The sequence below is a fragment of the Nocardioides sp. genome, from assembly GCF_036274455.1.
In the GTDB taxonomy this organism is placed as follows: Bacteria; Actinomycetota; Actinomycetes; order Propionibacteriales; family Nocardioidaceae; genus Nocardioides.
This window is the reverse complement of record NZ_DASUFR010000146.1, coordinates 1-18,748: the sequence shown is the minus strand read 5'-3', so window position 1 is coordinate 18,748 and position 18,748 is coordinate 1. Positions and strand designations below refer to the sequence as shown.

The 18,748-nt window shown below is 71.3% G+C and carries 22 protein-coding genes and 1 tRNA gene; 15 read left to right on the top strand and 8 right to left on the bottom strand.

Annotation, left to right across the window (positions count from 1 at the left end; genetic code table 11):
• Positions 1–46 precede the first annotated feature (46 nt).
• Positions 47–535 carry a DUF2867 domain-containing protein gene (locus tag VFV89_RS14220; protein ID WP_329706606.1) on the bottom strand — a complete coding sequence of 163 codons (489 nt, stop codon included), beginning with the start codon at positions 533–535 and terminating at the stop codon, positions 47–49.
• Between the two features lie 57 nt (positions 536–592).
• Between VFV89_RS14220 and VFV89_RS14215 the strand changes: the two genes are divergently transcribed.
• Positions 593–1,186: a TetR/AcrR family transcriptional regulator gene (locus VFV89_RS14215; RefSeq protein WP_329706605.1), complete on the top strand. Its 594-nt coding sequence runs from the start codon at positions 593–595 to the stop codon at positions 1,184–1,186.
• 29 nt (positions 1,187–1,215) lie between these two features.
• Here VFV89_RS14215 and VFV89_RS14210 read toward each other — a convergent pair whose 3' ends face one another.
• Together VFV89_RS14210 and VFV89_RS14205 are read right to left on the bottom strand one after the other, a co-directional pair.
• The gene (locus tag VFV89_RS14210; RefSeq protein WP_329706604.1) at positions 1,216–1,671 is read right to left on the bottom strand and encodes an HNH endonuclease signature motif containing protein; all 456 of its coding nucleotides are present in this window, start codon (positions 1,669–1,671) and stop codon (positions 1,216–1,218) included.
• A gap of 593 nt (positions 1,672–2,264) precedes the next feature.
• Positions 2,265–3,161 carry a LysR family transcriptional regulator gene (locus VFV89_RS14205; protein WP_329706603.1) on the bottom strand — a complete coding sequence of 299 codons (897 nt, stop codon included), beginning with the start codon at positions 3,159–3,161 and terminating at the stop codon, positions 2,265–2,267.
• An 83-nt stretch (positions 3,162–3,244) separates the two neighbouring features.
• Between VFV89_RS14205 and VFV89_RS14200 the strand changes: the two genes are divergently transcribed.
• The gene (locus VFV89_RS14200; protein ID WP_329706602.1) at positions 3,245–4,138 is read left to right on the top strand and encodes an EamA family transporter; all 894 of its coding nucleotides are present in this window, start codon (positions 3,245–3,247) and stop codon (positions 4,136–4,138) included.
• A 21-nt stretch (positions 4,139–4,159) separates the two neighbouring features.
• Here VFV89_RS14200 and glgX read toward each other — a convergent pair whose 3' ends face one another.
• Positions 4,160–6,307: a glycogen debranching protein GlgX gene (gene glgX / locus VFV89_RS14195; protein ID WP_329706601.1), complete on the bottom strand. Its 2,148-nt coding sequence runs from the start codon at positions 6,305–6,307 to the stop codon at positions 4,160–4,162.
• Between the two features lie 50 nt (positions 6,308–6,357).
• Between glgX and VFV89_RS14190 the strand changes: the two genes are divergently transcribed.
• From VFV89_RS14190 to VFV89_RS14175, 4 genes are all read left to right on the top strand, one after another.
• Entirely contained in the window at positions 6,358–7,158 is an 801-nt protein-coding gene (locus tag VFV89_RS14190; RefSeq protein ID WP_414690389.1) for an enoyl-CoA hydratase/isomerase family protein, read from the top strand.
• A gap of 15 nt (positions 7,159–7,173) precedes the next feature.
• Complete coding sequence (locus VFV89_RS14185) at positions 7,174–7,545, top strand: hypothetical protein (protein WP_329706599.1); 372 nt, start codon at positions 7,174–7,176, stop codon at positions 7,543–7,545.
• Positions 7,546–7,624: 79 nt separating this feature from the next.
• Positions 7,625–8,437 carry an electron transfer flavoprotein subunit beta/FixA family protein gene (locus VFV89_RS14180; RefSeq protein ID WP_329706598.1) on the top strand — a complete coding sequence of 271 codons (813 nt, stop codon included), beginning with the start codon at positions 7,625–7,627 and terminating at the stop codon, positions 8,435–8,437.
• A 30-nt stretch (positions 8,438–8,467) separates the two neighbouring features.
• Positions 8,468–9,430 (top strand): electron transfer flavoprotein subunit alpha/FixB family protein, encoded by a 963-nt coding sequence (locus VFV89_RS14175; RefSeq protein ID WP_329706597.1) that lies wholly within the window; start codon positions 8,468–8,470, stop codon positions 9,428–9,430.
• A 127-nt stretch (positions 9,431–9,557) separates the two neighbouring features.
• Here VFV89_RS14175 and VFV89_RS14170 read toward each other — a convergent pair whose 3' ends face one another.
• Both VFV89_RS14170 and VFV89_RS14165 read right to left on the bottom strand, forming a co-directional pair.
• Positions 9,558–9,998 carry a hypothetical protein gene (locus VFV89_RS14170; RefSeq protein WP_329706596.1) on the bottom strand — a complete coding sequence of 147 codons (441 nt, stop codon included), beginning with the start codon at positions 9,996–9,998 and terminating at the stop codon, positions 9,558–9,560.
• Positions 9,995–10,468: a hypothetical protein gene (locus tag VFV89_RS14165; protein WP_329706595.1), complete on the bottom strand. Its 474-nt coding sequence runs from the start codon at positions 10,466–10,468 to the stop codon at positions 9,995–9,997. Before VFV89_RS14165 ends, VFV89_RS14170 begins: the two co-directional genes overlap by 4 nt.
• A 39-nt stretch (positions 10,469–10,507) precedes the next feature.
• Between VFV89_RS14165 and ligD (VFV89_RS14160) the strand changes: the two genes are divergently transcribed.
• Entirely contained in the window at positions 10,508–11,458 is a 951-nt protein-coding gene (gene ligD, locus VFV89_RS14160) for a non-homologous end-joining DNA ligase (RefSeq protein WP_329706594.1), read from the top strand.
• 16 nt (positions 11,459–11,474) lie between these two features.
• Positions 11,475–12,365 (top strand): non-homologous end-joining DNA ligase, encoded by an 891-nt coding sequence (gene ligD, locus VFV89_RS14155; RefSeq protein ID WP_329706593.1) that lies wholly within the window; start codon positions 11,475–11,477, stop codon positions 12,363–12,365.
• A 282-nt stretch (positions 12,366–12,647) separates the two neighbouring features.
• Here the strand turns inward: ligD (VFV89_RS14155) and VFV89_RS14150 are convergent, their stop codons facing one another.
• On the bottom strand, positions 12,648–13,112 hold the full coding sequence (locus VFV89_RS14150; protein WP_329706592.1) for a DNA polymerase ligase N-terminal domain-containing protein: 465 nt from the start codon (positions 13,110–13,112) through the stop codon (positions 12,648–12,650).
• A 32-nt stretch (positions 13,113–13,144) separates the two neighbouring features.
• Between VFV89_RS14150 and VFV89_RS14145 the strand changes: the two genes are divergently transcribed.
• From VFV89_RS14145 to VFV89_RS14115, 7 genes are all read left to right on the top strand, one after another.
• A complete protein-coding gene (locus VFV89_RS14145) occupies positions 13,145–14,389 on the top strand; it encodes a glutamate-5-semialdehyde dehydrogenase (protein ID WP_329706591.1) in 1,245 nt (414 codons plus the stop codon).
• A gap of 53 nt (positions 14,390–14,442) precedes the next feature.
• A complete protein-coding gene (locus VFV89_RS14140; protein WP_329706590.1) occupies positions 14,443–14,577 on the top strand; it encodes a hypothetical protein in 135 nt (44 codons plus the stop codon).
• A 16-nt stretch (positions 14,578–14,593) separates the two neighbouring features.
• Positions 14,594–15,211, top strand: a complete 618-nt coding sequence (nadD, locus tag VFV89_RS14135; protein WP_329706589.1) for a nicotinate-nucleotide adenylyltransferase — start codon at positions 14,594–14,596, stop codon at positions 15,209–15,211.
• Positions 15,208–15,588, top strand: coding sequence for a ribosome silencing factor (gene rsfS / locus VFV89_RS14130; RefSeq protein WP_329706588.1), 381 nt, complete (start codon positions 15,208–15,210; stop codon positions 15,586–15,588). The genes nadD and rsfS overlap by 4 nt, the downstream gene beginning before the upstream one ends.
• Positions 15,589–15,591: 3 nt before the next feature.
• Positions 15,592–16,212 carry a histidine phosphatase family protein gene (locus VFV89_RS14125; protein WP_329706587.1) on the top strand — a complete coding sequence of 207 codons (621 nt, stop codon included), beginning with the start codon at positions 15,592–15,594 and terminating at the stop codon, positions 16,210–16,212.
• A 59-nt stretch (positions 16,213–16,271) separates the two neighbouring features.
• Positions 16,272–16,344 (top strand) — tRNA-Ala (locus tag VFV89_RS14120).
• A gap of 165 nt (positions 16,345–16,509) precedes the next feature.
• Complete coding sequence (locus VFV89_RS14115) at positions 16,510–17,940, top strand: site-specific integrase (RefSeq protein WP_329706586.1); 1,431 nt, start codon at positions 16,510–16,512, stop codon at positions 17,938–17,940.
• A gap of 19 nt (positions 17,941–17,959) precedes the next feature.
• Here the strand turns inward: VFV89_RS14115 and VFV89_RS14110 are convergent, their stop codons facing one another.
• Complete coding sequence (locus VFV89_RS14110; RefSeq protein WP_329706585.1) at positions 17,960–18,136, bottom strand: helix-turn-helix domain-containing protein; 177 nt, start codon at positions 18,134–18,136, stop codon at positions 17,960–17,962.
• Between the last annotated feature and the right edge of the window lie 612 nt (positions 18,137–18,748).

Sequence of the window (18,748 nt, the reverse complement as noted above, 5' to 3'; positions counted from 1 at the left end):
CGCGAGGACCACGAGGACCGCGAGTCGGTGCCTTCGAAGGGCGCCTTCACGAGGTGACCCCCAGTCGGCGAGAAGCCCGCGCCAGCATCGCGCGCACCACCCAGGGATGGACGACTCGGACGACGCGGGAGTACGTCCGCCCTCGTCGGTTGTGCAGCTGGACGACGGTGCTGAGCACGACCCTCTCCGGCTCGACGAGCACCGAGCCGCGAAAGGAGAGGTGGTTGCGGTCCGAGCCGACGAGGACCTCGTCGGGTCTCCAGTCGGTTGTCGCGAAGTCCCGTCCGCTGCCCGGCTCGATGCCGACCAGTCGGACCACGACCTCGCGCAGCCCGAACAGGGCACGGACCCCGAAGGGCGGGGAGTCGAAGATTGCGGCGGCCCACTCCTGTGGGTTGTGCGCCGGAGTGCCACGCGGGAGATGGACGGCGAACGCGTCGGCCCAGTCGACGCGCGACAACGCTCTGGAGAGCAGCACCGTTGTCGGCACCGGGGTCGGGTGCGGCCGCTGGTGGTGCGTGATGTGCACGGTCATCCTTCTCCTTCCGTACGCCTCCGTATGGTGGCTGTCTCCGTACGGTACCGTATGGACGTGCGAGAAGTGAAGCGCGAATCCTTGAGCAGAGCGGACTGGGTGGAGGCCGCGCTCGACGCGTTGGCGCGAGGTGGGCTGGCAGCGGTGGCCGTCGAACCGCTGGCCAAACAGCTCGGGACGACCAAGGGCAGCTTCTACTGGCACTTCGCCGACCGGAACGCACTCCTCGAGGCGACGCTCGAGAGGTGGGAGCAACGCGACACCGAGCAGGTGATCGCCGCCCTCGACGACACCCGGGACGCCCTGGAGAGGCTGCGCCGGCTGCTCCGCGTCGCGTTCATGTCGGTCCGGGCCAACACCGCGAACGGCGGCGGCAGCGTGGAGCTGGCCCTCCAGGCCAGCGCTTCACACCCGCTGGTTGCTGGCACGCTCAACCGCGTGACCACGCGGCGGCTGGGCCAGCTCACCCAGCTCTACACCGCTGTGGGCCTGCCCCGGAGCAGAGCCCGAGACCACGGTCTACTTGCCTACACGGCATTCCTCGGGCACCTGCAGCTCGCGCACGCCACGCCCGACCTGCTGCCGAAGGGACGCGCATTCAGAACGCACGTCGAGGAGACGATCGACGCGCTGGTCAACCTCGAGGCCTGAACACGCCTTGGGGTGGTGGCTCACCCGGATCAGGTTCGTCGGTGGAAGGTGTATTTGCCGGTGGGGAGCTTCTTCAGCTGGTAGCGGGTGTCGTGGGCTCGGTGGTGGTGCCAGGGGCAGATCATGATGCCGTCGCGGTTGGTGCCGCCGCCGTCGGCCCACCGGGTGGGGTGGTGCATGTGGGTGCGGCCGGGTGGTTCGTCGCAGCCCTCGACCTGGCAGCCGCCGGCCCTGGGCAGCTTGGTGGCCGGGTAGCGGAGCACGTACTCGGTGAACGCCTGGCCGAGCCGTTCGGACGTCGGGCGCCGCTCACCCGGGTCGAGCGGGCCGGCTGGCCCTTCGCGGAACTGCAGCTCGGCGAGCGCGTTGGTGGTCTCGGTGTGGTCCATCGACCACACCGGGGCCTCGGCCACCGAGGCCAGTTCAGAGCGCGTGTGAGCGATCGCCGTGGTCACCCGGTGCGGGTGCTGCGCGATCGCTGACATGACCCCACTCCACCACCCGCAGCCGACCGTCGCTCGCGGCCGGGATCCCACTGTGGACAACCGGTTCCGGCCCACTGGTTGTGGACGGCACGTGGACGATCCGGGGCCGCCGGGTGCCTTCGCTGCGGGGGTCTCGACAGGCTCGACCCGCGGTGCGCCAGCAGGTGCCTACCCTGCGGAGGCTTCGAGGCTCGGCCGTGACCGGCCTCGCACCTCAGCCACCGTGCCGGTGAGGATCCACGACGGTGGCTGAGGTGCGAGGCGCCCCAGCGCCTGTCCTGAGGTGCGAAGCGAGGCGAGCCGCGAAGGGCCGAGCCTCGAAGTCAGGCGAGCTGGGGCTGGGACTCACCCCAGTGCCCGGGCTGCGGAGGTCTCGACAGGCTCGACCCGCAGTGCGCCAGCAGGTGCCTACCCTGCCGCGGCTTCGAGGCTCGGCCGTGAGGCGCCGCCCCAGCGGCTGTCATGAGGTGCGAAGCGAAGCGAGCCGCGAAGGGCCGAGCCTCGAAGCCGGGCGAGCCGGGGCTGGGACTCACCCGAGTGCCCAGGCTGCGGAGGTCTCGACAGGCTCGACCCGCGGTGCGCGAGAAGTGTGCCTACCCTGCGAGGCCACCGTCCGGCGCGCCCACGTCGGCGCGGGTCAGCTGCTCGAGCACGACCCGCAGCGGCGGCCAGCGGTCACGTCCGCGGCGGGAGACGGCGTACCCGCGCAGCCAGACACTCGGATCCTTCAGTGGCCGGACCGTCACGCCGCGGCGGGAGGTCCGCCCGCGGGGGAGAAGGGCGACGCCGAGCCTCGCCGCGATGAGGTCGTCGACGAGCTCGAGGGCGTCGACCCGGTGGGTGACCCGTGGTGTGAAGCCGGTGAGCGACGCCAGGGTGCGCAGCACGTCCTCGTCGGCGGTGTGGCGGGAGTTCACGATCCAGTCGTGGTCGGCGTACGACGCGAACGGCGCCCGCCGGTCCGAGGTCGGGACGCCGAGGCCCCACTCGACGTCCCAGAGCGGAGTGACGTGGTGCTCGCTGAGCCACGAGGCCGGCGCGAGGTTGTAGTCGTAGGTCAGCGCGAGGTCGACGTCGTCGCGGGCGAGCAGGTCGAGCGCCTCCGGGGGCTCCTGCTCGACGATCTGCAGCTCGACGCCGGGATGCAGCGGGGCGAGCTCGGCCACGGCCGGGAGCAGCGAGAGCCGGATGGCGGTGGCGAAGCCGGCCACCCGCACGACGCCGATGGGCTCCGCGCCGGGGTCCAGGTCGAGCCGGGCGGCGTCGACCCCGGCCAGGATCGTGACGGCGTGCTCGGCCAGCCGGTGGCCGGCCGGCGTGAGGCGGACCCGGCGGCCGTCGGGCTCGACGAGCGGCGTACCGACCTCCCTGGCCAGCGCCGCGATGGCCTGGGACACGCTCGAGGTGGTCGTGCCCAGCCCCGCCGCGACCTCGCGCATCGACCCGAGCCGGGAGAGGTCGAGCAGCATCTGGAGTCGGCGTAGGTCCACCCGACGATTGTTTAGTCGATGTGAACGGTATGTCCAGCAAAGTCACGTGGACACGAACGTTCAGAGCCCGTTGACTTGGTCGCATGTCCCGCTCCGCGACCCGCGTCGGCGCCTCGATGGCGATGGTGTCGATGCTCTGTGTCCAGCTGGGGCTGGCCGTCTCGGTCGGGCTGGTCGACCAGATCGGCGCGACGGGCGCGGCCTGGCTGAGGCTGTTCTGGGCGGGCGTCATCCTGCTGGCCGTCGTGCGGCCGCGACGCTCCCAGTTCAGCGGTCACGCCCTCCGGGCGGGGATCGCACTCGGCGTCGTCACGGCGGGCGTCACGCTGCTGTTCATGGCGGCCGTGGCCCGGCTCCCGCTCGGTACGGCGAGCGCGATCGAGTTCCTCGGACCGCTCGGTGTGGCCGTCGCCCGGAGCCCCGGCGTGGGCCGGCTCTGGGCGCTCGCGGCGGCCGCCGGAGTGCTGTGTCTGACCCACCCGTGGACGGGCACCGTCGACGTGGCCGGTGTTGCGTTCGCGCTGGCCGCCGCGGTCTGCTGGGCCGTCTACATCCTGCTCACCCAGCGGATCGGGGACGCCGTCTCGGGCATTGCGGGGCTCGCGATCTCCATGCCCACCGCCGCCCTCGTGGCGACCGCGGCCGTCGGCTGGCAGGTGTTCGGGCGGCTCACCCCCGAGCTGCTGCTCATCGGCATCGGACTGGCGGTCCTGCTCCCGGTGGTCCCGTTCATCCTCGAGCTGCTCGCCCTGCGACGGCTCGAGGCTGGGGCCTTCGGCACGCTGATGGCGCTCGAGCCGGCCTTCGCCCTGACGATCGGGCTGGTCGCGCTGCACCAGAACCCAGCCCCGATCGCGGTCGTCGGCGTGGGTCTCGTGGTCGCGGCCGGCATCGGCGCAGAACGCTCGGGTGCCCGCAGGCCGGCAGCGCCGACCGGTGCCCCCGAGCCGGCCGCCGCGCCGGTGCCGGTCGGCTGACCCGCGTCCGGGGCAGACGCCTCAGGTCTCCTGCATCACGACCACGCTCCGCCCACCGAGGCGGATCAGGTCGCCGGCCTTGACCGGCGTACCGACCGGGAGCTTGGGGTCGGTCGAGAGCACGACCTCCCCGGTCTGGACCCAGTCGTTCTCCGGGATCACCACCGGGACGGCCCTCGGGCCGGAGTTGAAGTACATCGCGAACGAGGAGTCGACCTGCTGCTCGCCGCGCGGCCCGGGCGAGCGCAGCGGCGCGCCGGAGACGAACATGCCGAGCGTGGTCAGGGCGTGGTCGTGCCAGTCGTCGCCGGTCATCTCGCGCCCGGAGGGGTGCAGCCAGGCCAGGTCCTTCGGGCCACCGCGGATCGTGGGCCTGCCCTCGAAGAAGTGCCGCTGCCGCAGCGCCGGGTGCTCCCTGCGCAGCCGCAGCGCGACCTTGGTGACCTCGTAGACGTCGAGCCAGGCGTCGTCGGGTCGCCAGTCGATCCACGAGATCTCGTTGTCCTGGCAGTAGGCGTTGTTGTTGCCGCGCTGGGTGCGGCCGCGCTCGTCGCCGGCGGTGATCATCGGTACGCCGTTGGAGAGGCAGAGTGTCGCCATCAGGTTCGCGGCCTGCCGGCGCCGCAAGGCCACGATGCGCTGGTCGTCGGTCTCGCCCTCGACCCCGTGGTTCCAAGACCGGTTGTTGTCCGAGCCGTCCTGGTTGCCCTCGCCGTTCGCCTCGTTGTGCTTGTGGTCGTAGCTGACCAGGTCGCGCACGGTGAAGCCGTCGTGGGCGGTGACGAGGTTGACCGAGGCGTACGGCGAGCGGCCGTCGTCGGCGTAGAGGTCCGACGACCCGGCGATCCGGGTGGCGACGTCGCGGATGCCGGAGGAGCGTCCGTTCCAGAAGTCGCGGATCTCGTCGCGGAACTGGTCGTTCCACTCGATCCAGGGCGGCGGGAACTCGCCGACCCGGTAGCCGTCGGTGGACGCGTCCCAGGGCTCGGCGATCAGCTTCACGTGACGCAGCACCGGGTCCTGGCCGATGGCCACGAGGAGGTGGCTGCGCATGTCGACCGCGCGGCCGGTGCGGGTCAGTGCCGAGAGCAGGTCGAAGCGGAACCCGTCGACGTGCATCTCGGTGACCCAGTAGCGCAGCGAGTCGAGGATCATCCGCAGCGCGAACGGGTGGCTGGCGTCGACGGTGTTGCCGCAGCCGGTGACGTCCCAGTAGCGGTCGTGGAACCCCTCGCCGGCGGGGCCGGGCGGGACCCGGTGGTAGATCTTGTCGTCCAGTCCGCGGAAGCACAGCGTCGGCCCGGTGACGCCGGCCTCGGCGGTGTGGTTGTAGACGACGTCGAGGATGACCTCGAGCCCGGCGTCGTGGAACGCCTTGACCATCGCCTTGAACTCGGTGACCTGCTGGCCGCGGTCGCCGCTCGAGGAGTACGCCGCGTGCGGGGCGAAGAAGCCGATCGAGTTGTAGCCCCAGTAGTTGGTCAGCCCCCGCGCGGCCACCGCGGGCTCGGTCACGAACTGGTGGATGGGCAGCAGCTCGACCGCGGTGACGCCGAGGTCGCGGAGGTAGTCGGTGACGGTGGGCGTGGCCAGTCCGGCGTACGTCCCGCGCAGCTCCTCCGGCACCCGGTCGTGCAGCCGGGTCATCCCCTTGACGTGCAGCTCGTAGATCACCGTGTCGCGCCAGCGGCGGCGCATCGGCTGGTCCTCGCCCCAGTCGAAGCCGTTGTCGACCACCACGCTGAGCGGCACCTTCCCGGCCGAGTCCTGGAAGTCGCGCACCGTCGGCGCACCGAGGGTGTACCCGAAGATCGCCGGGTCCTGGACCAGCTCGCCGCTGATCGCCCGCGCGTAGGGGTCGAGCAGCACCTTCTGCGGGTTGAACCGCAGCCCCTGGTCCGGCGCCCACGGGCCGGCCAGCCGGTAGCCGTAGCGCTGGCCCGGCTCGATCCCGGGAAGCGCACCGTGCCAGATGCCGAGCGAGCGCTCGGTCAACCGGTGCCTCGTCTCGGTGCCGTCGTCGGCGAACAGGCACAGGTAGGCGGCGGTCGCCTCGGGCGCCCAGACCGCGAAGTTCGTCGACTCCTCCGACCAGGTCGACCCGAGGTGGTGGTTGGTGCCGGGCCAGATCGGCGCCACCTCGTCGCGGGTCCGCCAGAGTCCGGGCACCCGGCCACTCTAGAGAGGCGCGTCCCGGCGCTCTGGGACATCCCGGCACAATGCCGGGCATGGGTGAGTTCGCCAGGGAGTTTGTCAGCCTCGACGTGGCCGACGGGGTCGGCACCATCCGCCTGGACCGGCCGAAGATGAACGCGATCAGCTTCCAGGTCCAGGCCGAGCTGCGCGAGGCCGCCGCAGAGGCGACCGAGCGTGACGACGTACGCGCGGTCGTGGTCTACGGCGGTGAGAAGGTCTTCGCGGCCGGCAACGACGTCAAGGAGATGGCCGAGCTGTCCTACGCCGACATGCTCAAGCGCGGTGAGTCGGTGCAGTCCGCGGTCACCGCCGTCGCCCGGATCCCCAAGCCGGTCGTGGCCGCGGTCACGGGCTATGCGCTCGGTGGTGGCTGCGAGCTCGCGCTGGCCGCAGACGTGCGGTTCGCCGCGGAGGACGCCCAGCTCGGGCAGCCCGAGGTGCTGCTCGGGATCATCCCCGGAGCCGGCGGCACCCAGCGGCTGAGCCGGCTGGTCGGCCCGAGCCGGGCCAAGGAGCTCATCTACACCGGCCGGTTCGTCAAGGCCGACGAGGCGCTGGCGATGGGGCTCGTCGACCGGGTGCTGCCCGCGGAGCAGGTGTACGACGAGGCGGTCGCCTGGGCCGGACAGTTCAGGGGCGCAGCCGCGCTGGCGCTGCGCGCGGCGAAGGAGGCGGTCGACCGGGGTCTCGAGGTCGACCTCGACACCGGGCTGGAGATCGAGCGGGCGGCGTTCGCGGCGCTGTTCGCCACCGAGGACCGCACCACCGGTATGCGATCCTTCGTCGAGCAGGGACCGGGCAAGGCAACCTTCGAAGGTCGTTGAGCGGGACGGGGAACGATGGCGGACAAGACCGACGCGAAGGCCGAGGCCTCGGGCACGTCGGGCCGTGCCACTCGCGGCGCCGGCACCGTGGCCCGCACCCGGCTCGTCGCCGCACAGGTGGTCTGGCTGCTGTTCCTGACCGCCGCGCTCTTCCTCGCCGTCGGTGCGCTGCTCATCGCGCTGGACGCCAACCGCGACAACGAGCTGGTGAAGTTCGTGCTCGCCGGTGCGGACCGCGTCGACCTCGGCATCTTCTCCAAGGACAACGGCATCAAGCAGTTCCACGGCCCGGACGCGGAGACCAAGAACGCCCTGTTCAACTGGGGCCTCGGCGCAGCCGCCTGGCTGTTCGTCGGGCGGGTCCTCTATCGCACGATCCGGCCCTGAGGCCGTTCCGGACTGTGAGGAAGCCCTCGCCGGACCGTGGTGTAACTCGGTGTGACACGACGGTAGCCTCCGAAGCACCATGAACATTCTTGTCTGTGTCAAGTACGTCCCGGACGCCACCGCTGACCGCAGGTTCGAGGACGACAACACCGTCGACCGCGTCGGCGTCGACGGTCTCCTCTCCGAGCTCGACGAGTACGCCGTGGAGCAGGCCCTCCAGCTCAAGGAGAAGGCCGGCGAAGCCAGCGATGGGCAGAGTGTGGAGGTCACCGCACTCTGCGTCGGCCCCGAGAAGGCGGTCGACGCGGTGCGCAAGGCGCTCCAGATGGGCGCCGACAAGGCCATCCACGTCGTCGACGACGCGATCGCGGGCTCCGACGCCGCGGCCACCTCGCTGGTGCTCGCGAAGGCGGTGGAGAAGGCCGGCTCCGAGGGAGGCGTGGACCTGGTGATGTGCGGCATGGCCTCGACCGACGGCTCGATGAGCGTCGTACCGGCCATGCTGGCCGAGCGGCTCTCCTGGCCGCAGGTCACGATGGCGTCGGTGGTCGAGACCCAGGGAGACCAGGTCCGGATCAAGCGCGACGGCGACACCGCCACCGAGGTGATCGGCGCGACGATGCCGCTGGTGCTGTCGGTGACCGACCAGTCCGGCGAGGCCCGCTACCCGTCGTTCAAGGGGATCATGGCGGCCAAGAAGAAGCCGCTCGAGACCTGGTCGCTGAGCGACATCGGCGTCGACGCCGGTGAGGTCGGCCTCTCCGCGGCGTGGACCGCGGTCGAGGACACCACCGAGCGCCCGCCGCGCAGCCAGGGCGAGATCGTCAAGGACGAGGACGGCTCCGGCGCGATCGCGCTGACCGAGTTCCTCGCCGCCAAGAAGTTCATCTGAGCCACTTCGCCGAACCGAACAGGGATACCCATGTCTGAAGTTCTCGTGCTCGTCGACCACGTCGACGGTGCCGTTCGCAAGCCGACCTACGAGCTGCTGACCATCGCCAAGCGGCTCGGCGAGCCGTCGGCGGTCTTCATCGGCGAGGTCGGCAAGGGCGCCGAGGTGGCCGAGAAGGTCAAGAAGTACGGCGCCGAGAAGGTCTACGTCGTCGACGACGCCCAGATCAAGGGCTACCTCGTCGCACCGAAGGCCGAGGCCCTCCAGCAGGTGGCGGAGAAGGTCTCGCCGGCGGCGATCCTGATCCCCTCCAACGTCGAGGGCAAGGAGATCGCCGGCCGGCTCGCCATCAAGCTCGAGTCCGGGCTGATCACCGACGCCGTCGACGTCTCGGCGGACGGGGGAGCGCCGGTCACCACGCAGAGCGTGTTCGCCGGCAACTACACAGTGACCGCGAAGGTCACCAAGGGCACCCCGATCATCACCGTCAAGCCCAACTCCGCCGCCCCGCAGGAGTCCGAGGGTGCCGGCAGCGTCGAGGAGTTCTCCGCCGAGATCTCCGACAGCGCCAAGGGTGCCCAGATCGTCGCCACCCAGCCGCGCAAGGCGACCGGCCGCCCCGACCTCAACGAGGCCGCGATCATCGTGTCCGGCGGCCGCGGCACCGGCGGCGACTTCGCCCCGGTCGAAGGGCTGGCCGACGCCCTCGGCGGCGCCGTGGGCGCCTCCCGGGCCGCGGTCGACTCGGGCTGGATCCCGCACTCGTTCCAGATCGGTCAGACCGGCAAGACCGTCTCGCCGCAGCTCTACATCGCGGCCGGCATCTCCGGTGCCATCCAGCACCGGGCCGGGATGCAGACCTCGAAGACCATCGTCGCGGTCAACAAGGACGAGGAGGCGCCGATCTTCGAGCTCGTCGACTTCGGTGTCGTCGGCGACCTCAAGACGGTGCTTCCGGCGGCGACCGACGAGGTCAACAAGCGCAAGGGCTGACGGCTTCGCCGCAGGTGGGGCCGGGACTTGACCTGCGCTCGTCGAGCCTGTCGAGACGTCCGCAGCTGGGGCGCCCGGGTGAGTCCCGGCGCCGGCTGCGGGGATCTCGACAGGCTCGATCAGCGCTTCAGGCAGGTGCCTCGTCAGGCATGTGCCGGGCGGCGAGCCAGAAGCAGACGCTGGCGGCGGCCATGGCGAGCAGGCCGCCCATGAGGCCGTAGTAGGCGTAGAGCAGGACGCCCGCCACGCCGGCGTACGCCGCCCAGCGCACGGGCCGCGCGCTGCCGACGTACAGCCCGCCGATGAGCGCGAGTGCGATTGCGGCGACGATGAAGAACCTGGCCACCGAGTCCGTGCCGGCGTAGCTGCCACCGGTCAGGCCCGGGACGAACACTCCCGGCGTGAACGAGGTGTCGCACACGTAGGTGCCGAAGTAGTCGTAGTAGCAGTAGTTGGTGTAGTAGCCGGAGGTCACATGACCCGGCGTACCGACGAGGAACCGCCACGGCAGCCCGAGGGAGAGGACCGCGAGCGCGGTCCCGAGCCAGGCGAGGGTGCGCGTCCTCATCGCCGTCCGGGCAGCAGCCACAGGTGCGCGAGGGCGCACGCGACCGCCATCGTCTGCGCGAAGCTGGTGGCGTAGCCGATGAAGGGCAGCACGAGCGCGACCCAGTAGAAGACCAGGCCGACGGTGGCGAGCGCCACGACGTCCCAGACCCGCCGGGGCTCGCCCTTCCAGACCAGCGGGAGCAGGTGCGCGGCCGCCATCACGGTCGCGAAGATCGCCCACGTCGTCCAGTCCTGGTAGCCGCGCTGGCCGTTCACCATCACCGCGAGCGCGAGGACGGTCAGCCCCACGACGAGCACCGCGAGGACGGCCCGGACCAGGGGGCCCCGGTCCGCGGGCTGCCGCGGCGCACGCGGTGGCGGCGGCGGGGGCACCGGCGGCATCGGCTGCGTACCGGTCCCGCCCGGGGGAGCCGGAGGGGGCGGCGGCATGGGGTTGACGGGCTGTGTCGCGTCTGGTGGCTGGGTCACGCGTTGACCCTACGGTGGCGCGGCGGGTACAGATGGCAGGTGAGCACCGACGTCCCTCAGCCGGCGCTGGCCACGTTGAGCCACGAGCGGTTCTGGGAGCCGGGCTGGGTCTACGAGCGCAAGCTCGACGGCCAGCGCTGCCTCGCGGTCCGCAGCAGCAGCGGGACGAAGCTCTACTCCCGCTCCGGGCGCGACGTGACCGTGGCCTTCCCCGAGATCGCCGAGGCCCTCGAGAAGCAGGCGTCCACCGACTTCGTGATCGACGGGGAGGTGGTGGCGTTCGAGGGGTCGCGGACGTCGTTCGCCAGGCTCCAGCCGCGGATCCACGTGAGCAGCGCCGAGAAGGCGCGGCGGAGCGGGGTCCCGGTCTACTTCTACGTCTTCGACGTGCTGCGGGTCGACGGCGCGGACGTGCGCGGCGAGCCGATGCTGGACCGGAAGCGGCGGCTGCGCCAGCTGCTCACCTTCGAGGGGCCGATCCGCTACACCCCGCACCGCCGCAGGGGTGGTGAGGAGTACTTCGCCGAGGCCTGCCGCAAGGGCTGGGAGGGGCTGATCGCCAAGCGCGCGGACGCGGCGTACGCCACCGGCCGCACCGACCGCTGGCTGAAATTCAAGTGCGAGGCCGGGCAGGAGCTCGTCGTGGTCGGCTGGACCGACCCGGAGGGGTCGCGGGTGGCGCTCGGAGCGCTGCTGCTCGCCTACTGGGACCGGAAGGACGGGGAGGACCTGGTGTACGCCGGCAAGGTCGGCACCGGCTTCTCGCAGTCGGTCCTGCGCGACCTGCACGACAGGCTGTCCCGTATCGAGCGCAACACCACGCCGTGCACGCGGGGCTCGTCGATCCCGCGCAAGGGGGTGCACTGGGCCGAACCCCGGCTGGTCGCGGAGGTCGCGTTCACGGAGTGGACCCGCGACGGCCAGCTACGGCACCCGCGCTACCTCGGGCTGCGCACGGACAAGAAGGCGGCCGATGTCGTCCGCGAGTGAGGCTGGGCCTGTCCAAGTGGCGAGCGTCGAGATCAGCAGGCCCGACAAGGTGCTCTTCCCCGACGACCCAGCCCACACGTACGCAGTGACCAAGCTCGACCTGGCGCGCTACTACGCCGAGGTCGCCGAGGTGATGCTCCCGCACCTGCGCGGCCGTCCGGTCAACATGCAGCGGTTCCCGGACGGCATCGGCGGCATGGCGTTCTACGAGAAGAAGGTGCCGTCACACTTCCCGGACTGGATGAGCACCGTCGAGGTGCACACCGAGGACGGCCGTCAGCGGCAGGTCGTCGTCGACGACCGGCGGAGCCTGGTCTACCTCGCCCAGCAGGCCTGCATCACGCCACACACCTGGCTGTGCACCGAGAAGGACCTCGAGCACCCCGACCAGCTGGTCTTCGACCTCGACCCGTCCGACGACAGCCTGGCGAAGGTACGCCGCGCAACCCGGATGGTCGGTGAGCTGCTCGACGACCTCGGGCTGACGACCTATCTCAAGACCACGGGCTCGCGCGGTTACCACGTGCTGGTGCCCCTGCGGCCGAGCCTCGGGTTCGACGAGGTCCGCGACTTCGCCCGCGCCTGCGGCGAGCGGCTTGCCGCCGCCGCGCCCGAGCTGCTCACCATGGAGCAGCGCAAGGCCAAGCGCGGTGACCGGGTCTTCGTCGACATCGGTCGCAACGCCTACGGCCAGACCGCGGTCCCGGCGTACGCCGTCCGCGCACGTCCCGGTGCGCCGGTCTCCTTCCCGATCACCTGGGACGAGCTCACGAAGGTGAGGCCGGCCCAGGTGACGGTGAAGACTGTCCGGCGCCGGCTGAGCGGCCGCGAATGCCCCTGGAAGGACCTCCGCCGGCACGCCCAGACGCTCACCAGAGCCAACAGGAAGCTCGCCGCCCGCGGCTGAGGTGCGAGGCGCTTCACCCGGCACGGTGGCTGAGGTGTGAGGCCTCGTAGCCTCCGCACGGTAGGCACCTACCGGGCCACCGCTGGTCGAGCCTGTCGAGACCTCCGCAGCGATGGCACTCGGGGCGGGGACCTACCGGGCCGCCGCTGGTCGAGCCTGTCGAGACCTCCGCAGCGATGGCACTCGGGGTTGGTCCCAGCCCCGGGTCACCTGGCTTCGAGGCTCGGCCCTTCGAGGCTCGCTTCGCTCGCGCCTCAGGGCAGGCGCGGCCCGCCTCGCACCTCAGCCACCGTCGACCTCGAGCCGGCGGTCGCTGAGGACCGAGCCCATGTCCTCGGTGGTCCACTCGTGGCCGGGTACGGCGTACTCGTCGTCGACCTTCACCAGGATCCAGTTCCGGTCGTCACCGCCCATCCGGGTCTGTGACAGCGCGAAGGCGCCGCGCAGCTTGTGACCGGCCAGGACGAACCGCAGGTGTCCGTCGTCCAGCGCGGTCCGCGGGTCGGCGGCGGGCTGGTAGAACCCGGTGTCCCAGACGACCTTGCGCTCGTCCTCGAGCTCCAGGTGCTCGTCGAGCTCGTGGTCCTCGACCTGCACGGCGAGCCGACGAGCGCCGGCGTCCAGGGTCGGTCCCTTGGGCACCGCCCAGGAGACCAGGACGCGCTCCACCTCGAGCCGCAGGTCGAAGTGGAGCGTCGTTGCGTGGTGGCGGTTCACCACGAATCTCAGCGGTTCGGACGCGGCCATCGCCCCCGAGTCTGCCGCCTAGGCTCTTCGGTATGAGCGAGGACGTCCTCGACGCCGCCCGGCGAGCCCGCGAGGCGAGCCACGGGCTCGCCCTGGCCACCCGCGTGGAGAAGGACGCCGCCCTCCTGGCGATGGCCGAGGCGCTGCTGGCGCGGTGGAGCGAGGTCCTCGACGCCAACACCGAGGACGTGGCGCGCGCCGAGGCGGACGGTACGCCGGCCAACATCGTCGATCGGCTGCGGCTGACCCCGCAGCGGCTCGAGGACATGGCCCGCGGGCTGCGCGAGGTGGCGGCGCTCCCGGACCCGGTCGGCGAGGTCGTCCGCGGCGGCATCCTGGCCAACGGGCTCGAGCTGCGGCAGGTGCGGGTGCCGTTCGGCGTGGTCGGGATGATCTACGAGGCCCGGCCCAACGTGACCGCCGACGCCGCTGGGATCTGCCTCAAGTCCGGCAACGCCGTGCTGCTGCGCGGCTCCTCCTCGGCCCGGTCCAGCAACGCGGCGATCGTCGCGGTGCTCCGCGACGCCGCGGCCTCCGCCGGCCTCGATGCCGACGTTGTCCAGCTGGTCCCCGGTGACACCCACGACTCGGTCAAGGCGCTGATGCAGGCACGCGGCCTGGTCGACGTGCTCATCCCGCGCGGGGGAGCCCAGCTGATCAGCTCAGTGGTCGAGCAGGCGTCCGTCCCGGTGATCGAGACCGGCGTCGGCAACTGCCACGTCTACGTCGATCGGGCCGCCGACCTCGACAAGGCACTGGCCATCGTGCTCAACGCCAAGACCCAGCGAACCAGCGTCTGCAACGCCGCCGAGTCCCTGCTGGTGCACGCGGACGTGGCTGAGGAGTTCCTGCCCCGGGTGGTGGCAGCCCTGCAGGAGGCCGGGGTGACCATCCATGGCGACGAGGCGTTCGCGGCGTACGACGGCGTGCTGCCCGCCACGGACGCCGACTGGGGCGAGGAGTACCTCTCGCTCGACATCTCGGCCCGCGTCGTACCCGAGCTCGACGAGGCGATCGCCCACGTCCGGCGCTGGTCGAGCCAGCACAGCGACGCGATCGTCACCGAGGACCAGCGTGCCGCCCGCCGGTTCACCGCCGAGGTGGACTCCGCCGCGGTGCTGGTCAACGCCTCGACGCGGTTCACCGACGGGGCCGAGTTCGGCTTCGGCGCGGAGATCGGGATCAGCACCCAGAAGCTGCACGCCCGCGGCCCGATGGGGCTGCCCGAGATGACGTCGACGAAGTACGTCGTGGTCGGGGACGGCCACGTGCGCTGACCGCGGCGAAACCGGGTGCCCTTGACCGACGACGCGGCCTATAGGGTGTGCCCATGACTTCCGCGCAGATCGTGGCGATGGCGGCCGACGAGCGCATCAGCTTCGCCGTCGGCGGCGGCGTCCTCCTGCTCCTGTTCGGGCTGCTGATCGCCCTGGCCGCCTTCGGCGGCGGACGCGAGCACTCCTGACTCCCTTGGCGGCCAGATGACGCGTCGGGTCGGCGTGATGGGCGGGACCTTCGACCCCATCCACCACGGTCACCTGGTCGCCGCCTCCGAGGTGCAGGCCTGGTTCGACCTCGACGAGGTGGTCTTCGTCCCCACCGGCGACCCGTGGCAGAAGTCCGAGCGCGACGTCACTCCCGCCGAGCACCGCTACCTGATGACCGTGATCGCGACGGCGTCCAACCCGAGGTTCAACGTCTCCCGGGTCGACATCGACCGGGCCGGGCCGACGTACACCGTGGACACCCTCAAGGACCTGCAGGCGCTGATGCCGGACGCCTCGCTCTACTTCATCACCGGCGCCGACGCGCTCGCCGAAATCTTCACCTGGCGGGCCGCCGACGACCTGTTCGAGCTGGCGCAGTTCGTGGGCTGCACCCGGCCCGGCCACGAGATGGACCCCGAGACCCTGGCGGCGATCCCGTCGGACAAGGTGACGATGGTCGAGATCCCGGCGCTGGCGATCTCCTCCACCGAGTGTCGTTCCCGGACCCGCCGCGGGGAACCGGTCTGGTACCTCGTCCCCGACGGGGTCGTCCAGTACATCGCCAAGCACCACCTCTACCCGCCCGACCCTGGAGCCCCTGAACCACAGTGACCGCCACCGACCACGCCGTCGAGCTCGTCGTGACCGCCGCGCGCGCGGCCTCGGACAAGCTGGCCCAGCAGATCATCGCCTTCGACGTGAGCGACCAGCTCGCGATCACCGACGCCTTCCTGCTGGCCTCCGCCTCCAACGACCGCCAGGTGCGCGCCGTCGTCGACGAGATCGAGGACAAGCTGCGCGAGATCGGCGCCAAGCCGATCCGCCGCGAGGGGGAGCGCGACGGCCGCTGGGTGCTCATCGACTACGGCGAGATCGTCGTGCACGTGCAGCACGAGGAGGAGCGGCAGTTCTACGCGCTGGAGCGGCTCTGGCGCGACTGCCCGACCATCCCGCTGCCCGCGGACGTCACGAGCTCCCCGCGCGGCTGACCCGTGGTCGACCTGATCCTCCTGCGGCACGGCCGCACCGACTGGAACGCCGCGCGCCGGATCCAGGGGCAGTCCGACTCCCAGCTCGACCCGCTCGGCCACGCGCAGGCCGAGGCGGTCGCGCCGGTGCTCGCCGCGCTGGCGCCCGACGTGCTCTGGGCCTCCGACTCCGACCGGGCCCGCGACACGGCGTCGTACGTCGCTGCCGCCTGCGGGCTCACGCCGCGGTTCGACCAGCGGCTCCGGGAGTACTCCCTCGGCCACCGTGAGGGGCTCTACCACCACGAGTTCGAGGCGGAGGCTCCCGAGGAGTACGCCGAGTTCGTCCGGGCCAACTGGGACGCCGTCGACGGCGCCGAGAAGCAGTCGGAGGTCGCCGCGCGGATGACCGACGCGCTGGCCGAGGCGGCCGCCGCGGTGCCGGCCGACGGCACGGCCCTGGTGGTCTCGCACGGCGCCGCGATCCGCACCGCCGTCGCCGCCATGCTGGGCTGGCCCTCCGAGGACGCGCTGACCGTGCACGGGATGGACAACTGCGGCTGGGCGGTCCTGCGCCGCCGTACGCCCGACGCGCGCTGGCGGCTGCATGCCTACAACCGGACGGTGCCGATTCGCTCCCTGTGAGGGCCGTTGGCTAAGATTCCGCGAGTTGTCCGCAGGGCTTCCACCTCGGGCAACGCCTTGGGGCTGTGGCGCAGCTGGTAGCGCATCTGCATGGCATGCAGAGGGTCAGGGGTTCGAGTCCCCTCAGCTCCACTCATCTCTGCAGGTCAGACGGGGTGTCCGGCCCCGTCTGATGTCATTTCGGGGCTTCTCCTCGGGCGTCGTGCCCTAACGTGCCCGAAGCCTCGAGCCATCGGTTGCTTCTCCCAAGCGTCCGCGGTTCCCGGCCGCGGGCGCCCGACGGCGAGGAGACCCCCCGTGGCCACCCCGAGAAGCACCCGCTCCACCCCGCGCAAGCCGACCAGGACGTCGTTCGGCAACGTCCGCCGACTGCCCAGCGGCCGCTGGCAGGCGCGGTTCACCGATTCGCGCGAGGAGCGGCACACCGCCCCGGTGACCTTTGTGTCCAAGCGGGAGGCGGAGGACTACCTGGCCACGGTCCGCGCCGACATGGTCCGCGGCGCGTGGCGGGCACCCGAGCTCGGCGCGGTCACCCTGGCCGACTACAGCGCGAGCCTGCTCGCGGTCCGGGTCGACCTGGCCCCGAAGACCCGGCAGCTCTACGACGAGCTTGCCCGGCTGTGGATCAACGCCACTCATGAGCTGCCGCCCGGCCGCGGGGGAGCGGTACGCACGATCAACCTGGGCGAGATGGAGCTGGGCTTGCTCACGGTGGCCGTGATCCGGGAGTGGTACGCCGCGGCGATCCGCACCACCGACATGCGGGCCGCCACCCGCGCCACCGAGAGCCAGCGACGCCAGCGCGAGAAGGTGCACGCCGCGAGGTCCTGGGCGCTGGACCAGGGGCTCCGGGTCGGCACCACCGGACGGCTCCCGGCGGCGGTGCTGCGGGACTGGGAGGCCGCGGGCTGTCCCGGCCCCGGCCCGGCACCGACAGTCGCACGGCCCGCGGCGGGTGCCAACCCGCCCGGCCGCGCCCGCGTGGCGCAGGCCTACCGCTACCTCAAGACGGTGCTGCAGCAGGCCGTCCGCGACGGCCGGATCGATGCCAACCCGTGCCAGATCCCATCCGCCGGGCTGATCCGCACCCCGGAGCGGGTACCAGCCACGCCTGAGCAGGTCGACGCTCTGGCCGCGGCGATGCCGCCCCGGTGGGCGGCCGCGGTTCAGGTCGCTGCCTGGTCCGGCCTGCGTGCCGGTGAGCTGTTCGGGCTGGCCCGCCGCCACGTCGATCTCGAGGCCGGGACGCTGCGGGTCGAGCGTGCCGTCACCTACCTGCCCGGCGAGCCGCCTTTCCTCGGCACGACGAAGACCGAGAGCTCACGCCGCACCGTGCACCTGCCGCCGCACGTCGTTGCTCTGCTGGCCGAGCACATGGAGCATTTCACCGGCAAGGGACCTGATGCCTTGGTCTTCGCCGACGAAGGAGGACGGATCGCTCCCGCCAACCTTCGCCAGCGTGGCTTCCGCCGAGCACGGAACCAGATCGGCCGCCCCGAGCTGACCTGGCACGACCTGCGGCACACCGGCGCGACCATCGCCGCACAGGCCGGCGCCAGCCTGCGCGAGCTTCAGCACCGGCTCGGCCACTCCACGGTGCGGGCCGCGATGATCTACCAGCACGCCGACGCCCAGCGCGACCGCGAGCTCGCCCAGACCATGAGCCAGCTCGCCGCTGGCCTACCCGGCGACGTCGTGGCTTTGCGGAGCCGGGAGTCGTCCGCCTGACGCTGCTCCGGCCGTTGGTTTACGAGGCGGACGGGAGCGAGTCCACGTAGGCGCGAAGATCGGTGGCCCGCACCCGGCGACATCCGTCGATCTTGACCGAGGTCAGGATGCCGGCGGCGATCAGTTCGTAGACCTTGGCACGACTGATACCCAGACTGCGAGCCACTTCGGGGACCTTAAGTAGCAGGTTCTCCATGTCATCACCTCTTTCTCAGAGGCAACATCGATCACGGTGGAGCGGACGCGGTGGACGCCCGTGGACGCTAACGGCTCGACGAGAAGCGCATCGAGATGACACGCCCGTGCATGGTGAGCCGGGTGGTGAGGCAAGTGGTGATCGATCCGGATAGTCACCGCGACTTGATGGCGTTGTGAGCGGTCAGCCGCAAGTGCTGATGTCGTAGTAACCATCTGCGTCCGTTTCGTCGTACAAAGCGCTGCCGCTGGTGTTGTGACGACTCGACGGGGTCCAGATCGCTTGGTCCGTTGGACGTGTCTGCGCTCCGGCTCTACATGGCCCCGCTACGCCGGAAGCACGAGCCCGACCCGCGCGACCTCGGTAGGTCCGCAACGAACCCGGGATGGGCTACCGGTTCGAACCATCGCCGCCCGACATCGTCCGACGCCGGTCCGTGATCCGCACACGACACGGAGGCCCGGCTTGGCGTCCTTTGCAGCCGTACATGTCGATGGCAGCGCCCCGGCGCACCTCCACGTCGCCGACTTGGGGCCATGAGCCCATGGCCACGGCGACCTCGACCAACCGATGCCACCTTGCCGACCGGCCCAGACGCACGACCCTCAAGCA